The organism is Moorena sp. SIO2C4 (assembly GCF_010672485.1).
Taxonomy (GTDB): domain Bacteria; phylum Cyanobacteriota; class Cyanobacteriia; order Cyanobacteriales; family Coleofasciculaceae; genus Moorena; species Moorena producens.
The window spans coordinates 1-5941 of sequence record NZ_JAAHGN010000441.1 but is presented as its reverse complement, the minus strand read 5'-3'; the positions used below and the strand labels follow the sequence as shown (position 1 = coordinate 5941).

Genomic DNA, 5941 nt, shown 5'->3' with positions numbered 1-5941 from the left:
TGCTGAAAATCTAGTGGCACTAGGGGGTAATCTCCCTGGTTATTGGTTGTTAACACTGTTCTATGTGGTTACTGTCCTGATCACAGAGGTGCTGTCTAATAATGCTTCGGTGGTGTTACTATTGCCGATTGCTGTGGAGGTAGCTAAGAGTTTGAGTCTCAATCCTCTGGCATTTATGTTTACAGTGATGTTTGCAGCATCCAATAGTTTTATGACTCCGATTGGGTATCAGACCAATACCATGGTTTATGGGCCAGGGGGTTACAGGTTTTTGGATTTTGCTAGGGTGGGTGCCCCATTAAGTTTGTTGATGGCATTGATTATTCCGCCACTGGTGATTGCCCTGTATGGGTTGTCTTGAGTCTCCCCGCTATAAATAGACCGGGATTCTTGAAGCTTTAGCTAAATCTTTTACTATCCAACTGCTAAGTGATCCGAGAGCTGAAATCCGAAGAGTCGGGAAATGATTAACCCCTTATATCAAGTCTGGTTGAATACCCATCAATTTTGGGGCCCGGGCGCGGGGAGGTTGGGGAGGGTGGGAAGTGTGGGGAGATGGCCAGATGGCCAGATGGCCAGATGGGGGAGATTTTTATTAAGGGTAATTATCTTGACATGATATTACCGGCAACAGACGGGTCGGAAAGTCCGGTTCTAAACCAGAGGTGCCCGATGGTATACTCTGGACTCTTTCCCCTCTTCCCCATCCTGATTGTGAATCGTGATATCTTTGAACGCAACTTGATATCAAGGCTGGTGATTGGAAAAAAAATTGGCTGAAGAATAGTTTGGTCAACTGGGGTAGAGTTTTTTTTCTGAACCAATGAATTTAATTGATTGGCTAAACTATCCAGATTTAACCAATAACTCTTGAATAACTGAACAGATAATTATTATAAACCATAATTCTAGATTTAAAATCTCACCATAACCTGTAGATTCTAGCAAAAAAAATAGTATCAAATTATTCAATTTTTAAAGAGTTGTAACCCATTGATATTTTAGCAATAAAACCTATATTATTACGTTTGATGGCCATTACACTCTTTAAAAAAATACCTTAAATAAGTAGAAATACCTCAGAGCTAAAACCTAGCAGGGCGCTATGGTAAAGCTATGATAATAATAAATTTTAAATTAATTTAAAATTTATTATTATCTAATCGATTCGATAAAATAATTGATTGTTATTCCACAAGTTTAAACCAGAGTAACCATAGGGATTTTAGTGAGGAGATAGTTTTGAAACGGACTCAAAGATCAGATCAGAGATTACCCAGGGTGGTTTATACCCCTGAGAGTCAGATGAGGCATCCGCTTCAATTATTTCAAGAGATGCGGCGAGACTTGCTGGCTTCTAGAGAACTAGCTTGGCGACTTCTGGTCCGGGATATCAGTGCTCAATACCGCCAGTCATTGCTGGGAATTATCTGGGCTTTTATACCACCAATTGTGACGGCTGTTGGCTTTACTTTGGCTAAGAGTAATGGGGTGATTAATGTTGGTAGCACAGACTTGCCCTATCCAGCTTATGTGATGTTTAGCATGACCCTGTGGCAGACTTTTGTGGAAACACTGAATGGTCCTGTCCAAGCGGTGACCGAGGCAAAGGCGATGTTGGCTAAAATTAATTTCCCCCGTGAAGCCATTATTCTTAGCAAACTGGGTCAAGTATTTTTTAACTTTGGTATCAAGCTGATTCTGATTGTGGGCTTGTTTATCTGGTTCAGGATGCCAGTAAGTTGGAGCGTGATTATAGCACCAGTGGCTTTCATTCATCTTGTCTTATTCGGAACATTTATTGGCTTGTTATTAGCCCCGATGGGAGCCTTGTATAAAGATTTTTCTATGGGTCTTACTTTGGCAACTGGATTTTGGTTGTTTCTGACTCCAGTTGTCTACCCAGTTCCTAGTGAGGGGGTATTTGGCGCTATTGTGAAATTGAATCCAGTCACTCCTTTGCTGGTGACAACACGAGAGTTGGCAACGACAGGTGTGATATCAGAACCTCTGGGATTTTGGGTTACGAGTGGGATTGCTGTTGTGGGATTGCTCCTAGCTTGGATTGTCTATCGTCTATCCATCCCTTTTGTAGTTGAGAGGATCAGTTCTTAATTATGATTAGTAGCACTGAGCGAGACGTTGCGGACAAATCCCAGGATAGTGAAGTCATTCTCTCGGTTAATCGGGTTTCTAAAAAGTTTTGTCGGGACTTGAAGCGGTCTTTATTATATGGGGTCCATGATATTGCCACTGAGTTAGTAGGATTGAGGCAGAAGGATGAGAAGCTGCGGAAAAAGGAGTTTTGGGCACTGAATGATGTCAGTATTCAATTGCGACGAGGAGAAGCTATTGGCTTAGTGGGGACAAATGGTAGTGGTAAATCGACATTGTTGCGGATTATTAGTGGTTTGATTAAGCCGGATGTTGGCTCTGTGGAAGTTAAAGGTCGGTTGGCACCATTGATTGCTTTGGGAGCAGGGTTTAATCCGATTTTGACAGGGCGGGAAAATATTTATGCCAATATGTCGATTTTGGGGTTGTCGAAGGAAGAAATTGATCAGCGGTTTGATCAAGTTCTAGAGTTTGCGGAAATTGGGGATGCGATTGATTCGCCGGTACAAACCTATAGTTCTGGAATGGCAGCAAGGTTAGGCTTCGCTAGTGCAATTCATACAGAACCAGATATTCTTCTGATTGATGAGGTGCTAGCAGTCGGCGATCTTCTGTTTAGGATGAAATGCTATAGAAAGCTGTCTGAATTACGTGATAAAGGTACAACGTTTGTTCTAGTAGCTCACAATCCTAATTCTATTCTATCTATTTGTGATTCAGCAATTTATCTTCAACGAGGAAAATTACTAGCAGTTGGTAAGGCGGCTGTGGTAATGCAAAAATATGATGAAGATTTGTTCCTAGATAACAAACAGGAATCAAAGGGCGCTGTTTTCTTTCAAGAAAAACCACCAGAAGAAAGCACTGGTTTAGATATTCTTGCCGTTTACTTTAGAGATGGACAAGGAAATAGGATTGAATATCCTCTGAGTGGTCAACCTGTATACTTGTGTGTTAAGTGCAAAGCTCACACAAAAATTTATCATGGAATCCTTTGTCTTATGATTAGAGAAATTTCTGGAGAAGGGGAACCATTATTAAACCTGGATAGTAACCTAGACAACACAATATTAAAAATTTATAATGGAATAGTTGAACTTCAGTTAGAAATGCCTTATCTTGGATTAAGACCTGGTTCTTACTCTAGTAGAGTATGGGTCAAAAAGCCACCTAATTATATCTACGACCACGTATCATTAACCTTCAAAGTTAAAAGTAATTCATTAATGACACAATGTCAATTTTATCAACCTAGAAAATGGAAAGCATTACCCCAATAACAAAAAATATTGTTGTTATAACCATTATAATAGATGTATAACTTATTTAAGTTAATTCGTAATTTACGGAATAATTATAAAAAACAACTAAGACAAAACTATTACCGTAAAAACCTGGGAAATCTTGGGGAAGACTGTTATATAGGCAAAAGCGTAATCAAAAATAATTTAAATAAATTATTTCTGGGAAATCGAGTCATTGTAGAAAATAATGTAACTCTTAAATGTAATTTGGAAGACTCTGCTATTCATATTGGCGATCGCTCAATTATCCGAAGTTCAGCAATGCTCATATCTGCACAGGGTAAGATAAAAATTGGTAGTGACTGTAGTGTCAACCCTTTCTGTTTTCTTTATGGTGCAGGTGACTTAGTTATAGGAAACTGGGTCAGAATCGCTACCCATACTGTAATTGTTACTTCAAACTATACCTTTGATGATCTTGATACGCCTATCGACCTTCAACCGTCTACTAAGAAAGGTGTCATTATAGAAGATGATGTTTGGATAGGAGCGGGAGTAAGAATCCTTGATGGTTGCAGAATAGGTAAAGGTTCTGTCATCGGTGCTGGGACAGTTTTAACCAAGAGTGTTGAGCCTTACTCCGTAGTTGTAGGAGTACCAGGCAAGGTTATTCGTAAACGTGGTGAACCTAAAGAGAGTAAACAGGATCAAGTTTTTTCCAAGACTAGTCAAAGTCAAATAGATTTATCTAATCAAATTATTACTAATAAATAATTCCTAGCACTATTATGAAAATTAGCCATGAAAAATCAAGAGCGTGTGCGAGTATTTATCGGATCTGGCGAAGCGAGTCTACTGGAGAGGAAAGTCTCAATTTACTCTCTTCGTAAGCATAGCCATAGGGAACTGGATATTTATGTTTTCAATGGCACCCACAATGCTATTGAACTTAATGATGATCAGCCTTATCTCGCTCCCATGTCCTTAAGAGTTAAATATCGGAATACAACTGAGTTTAGTCTCTATCGATATTTGATTCCACAACTCTGTAACTATCAAGGTAAAGCTATTTATATTGACTCAGATACTATCTGTTTTACTGATATTGGTGAACTATTAGACACACCTTTGAATGGCTGTGATTTCCTGGCAAAAAGAGCTTATAGCAGTGAAGCTAAAGACCTTTGGGGCTTGAGCGTAATGCTGATCGATTGTCAAAAATGCAACTTTGATTTAGAAACCTACTACGACGAAATTGAGCAAGGTCTGTATTCTTACCCTGACCTTGCCCGTATGAGTCCTGCTTTTCTTGCTCATCACAATTACCAGATCGGAGAACTAGACCCCCTTTGGAATGTCTTTGATTACTATGACAAAGATACGAATTTAATCCACTATACGAACCTCTACACTCAACCCTGGAAGTATACCAATCATCCCTATGGAGATCTATGGTTTCAGTACTTTAACGAAGCTAGGGATTGCGGTTATATAACCCAAACTGATATTGATTTAAGCCTTGTTCGTTCCTACGTCAGGCGTGATTTACTAGAGGGAAATTTCTCAACTATGGCTCGGGAAATAGCTTCTTTAAAAAGGGCGATTAAATCCGTTAAAAAAACTAGTTGGTTTTAAGTAAGCATTCAGCGGTCAGCGGTCAGCCGTGAGCTTTTAGCTCACGCTACGCGAACAGCTTTGTGGCACAGGCTTCTAGTTTGTGGCACAGGCTTCGACGCTGTGACGAATGCCTATGTTATTCAAAAGCTGATAGCTGATAGCTGATAGCTGATAGCTGATAGCTGATAGCTGATAGCTGATAGCTGATAGCTGATAGCTGAATACTTACGGTTTTAAGTTACTTAAAACTCCAATAAAATAGCCTATAATCGACTTATGTATGGGGAATTTAAGGAGATAAAAATTAAATCATTTAGTTTAGGGTATATCTACTTATATTACCCCAATTATAGACAGATATATGCAGTTCCTAATGGAAAAAACTTGCTTTTCACAGGTTGTTGAAAGGCTAAAAATAGAAGCTGATGCAATTACTCTAGCTGCCAATCGACTTCAACCTCAGGAAGTTGAGCAAGCTGTTGAGCTTTTAGCTAATTGTCGAGGTAAAGTGGTATTGGTGGGAGTTGGCAAGTCAGGAATTGTAGGGCGTAAAATTGCTGCTACCTTGACGAGTACGGGGACTCTAGCAACCTATCTACATCCAGGGGATGCTATGCACGGTGACTTAGGGAGCGTCACCTCTTCAGATGTGGTTGTGACTTTGAGCAACAGTGGTGAAACCGATGAGCTTGTGGCTGTAATGCCTTACCTCAAGCGTCGGCAATTACCGATTATTGCGATTGTGGGCAACCTGAACTCTACTCTTGCTCGCAATGCAGATGTTGTGCTTGATGCTTCCGTTGATCAAGAAGTGTGTCCTTTTAATCTTGCTCCAACTACCAGCACAACGGTTGCTCTGGCAATTGGAGATGCTTTGGCAATGACACTAATGCCAATTAAGGGGCTAACGCCAGAAGATTTTGCTCTGAATCATCCGGCAGGACGTTTGGGTAAGCACCTGACTA

General features: G+C 40.0%; 7 protein-coding genes. All 7 read left to right on the top strand.

The window, feature by feature from the left end:
• Positions 1–361: SLC13 family permease (locus tag F6K20_RS21395; protein WP_287295956.1), on the top strand; the 361-nt coding region annotated here is incomplete at its 5' end.
• 194 nt (positions 362–555) lie between these two features.
• Positions 556–780 (top strand): hypothetical protein, encoded by a 225-nt coding sequence (locus tag F6K20_RS21390; RefSeq protein ID WP_287247449.1) that lies wholly within the window; start codon positions 556–558, stop codon positions 778–780.
• 525 nt (positions 781–1305) lie between these two features.
• Positions 1306–2115 (top strand): ABC transporter permease, encoded by an 810-nt coding sequence (locus tag F6K20_RS21385; protein WP_502708856.1) that lies wholly within the window; start codon positions 1306–1308, stop codon positions 2113–2115.
• Positions 2116–2117: 2 nt separating this feature from the next.
• Positions 2118–3395 carry an ABC transporter ATP-binding protein gene (locus tag F6K20_RS21380; protein ID WP_287295955.1) on the top strand — a complete coding sequence of 426 codons (1278 nt, stop codon included), beginning with the start codon at positions 2118–2120 and terminating at the stop codon, positions 3393–3395.
• A gap of 33 nt (positions 3396–3428) precedes the next feature.
• Complete coding sequence (locus F6K20_RS21375) at positions 3429–4133, top strand: acyltransferase (RefSeq protein ID WP_287247455.1); 705 nt, start codon at positions 3429–3431, stop codon at positions 4131–4133.
• A 27-nt stretch (positions 4134–4160) separates the two neighbouring features.
• Entirely contained in the window at positions 4161–4994 is an 834-nt protein-coding gene (locus F6K20_RS21370) for a glycosyltransferase (RefSeq protein WP_287247457.1), read from the top strand.
• Positions 4995–5349: 355 nt separating this feature from the next.
• On the top strand, positions 5350–5941 hold a 592-nt coding region (locus F6K20_RS21365; RefSeq protein ID WP_287295953.1), incomplete at its 3' end, for a KpsF/GutQ family sugar-phosphate isomerase.

Excerpts from the sequence above, each read along its gene's own strand:
- F6K20_RS21390 (WP_287247449.1), top strand. The coding sequence starts at position 556 with ATGGCCAGATGGCCAGATGGCCAGATGGGGGAGATTTTTATTAAGGGT.
- F6K20_RS21385 (WP_502708856.1), top strand. The coding sequence starts at position 1,306 with ATGAGGCATCCGCTTCAATTATTTCAAGAGATGCGGCGAGACTTGCTG.
- F6K20_RS21380 (WP_287295955.1), top strand. The coding sequence starts at position 2,118 with ATGATTAGTAGCACTGAGCGAGACGTTGCGGACAAATCCCAGGATAGT.
- F6K20_RS21375 (WP_287247455.1), top strand. The coding sequence starts at position 3,429 with ATGTATAACTTATTTAAGTTAATTCGTAATTTACGGAATAATTATAAA.
- F6K20_RS21370 (WP_287247457.1), top strand. The coding sequence starts at position 4,161 with ATGAAAAATCAAGAGCGTGTGCGAGTATTTATCGGATCTGGCGAAGCG.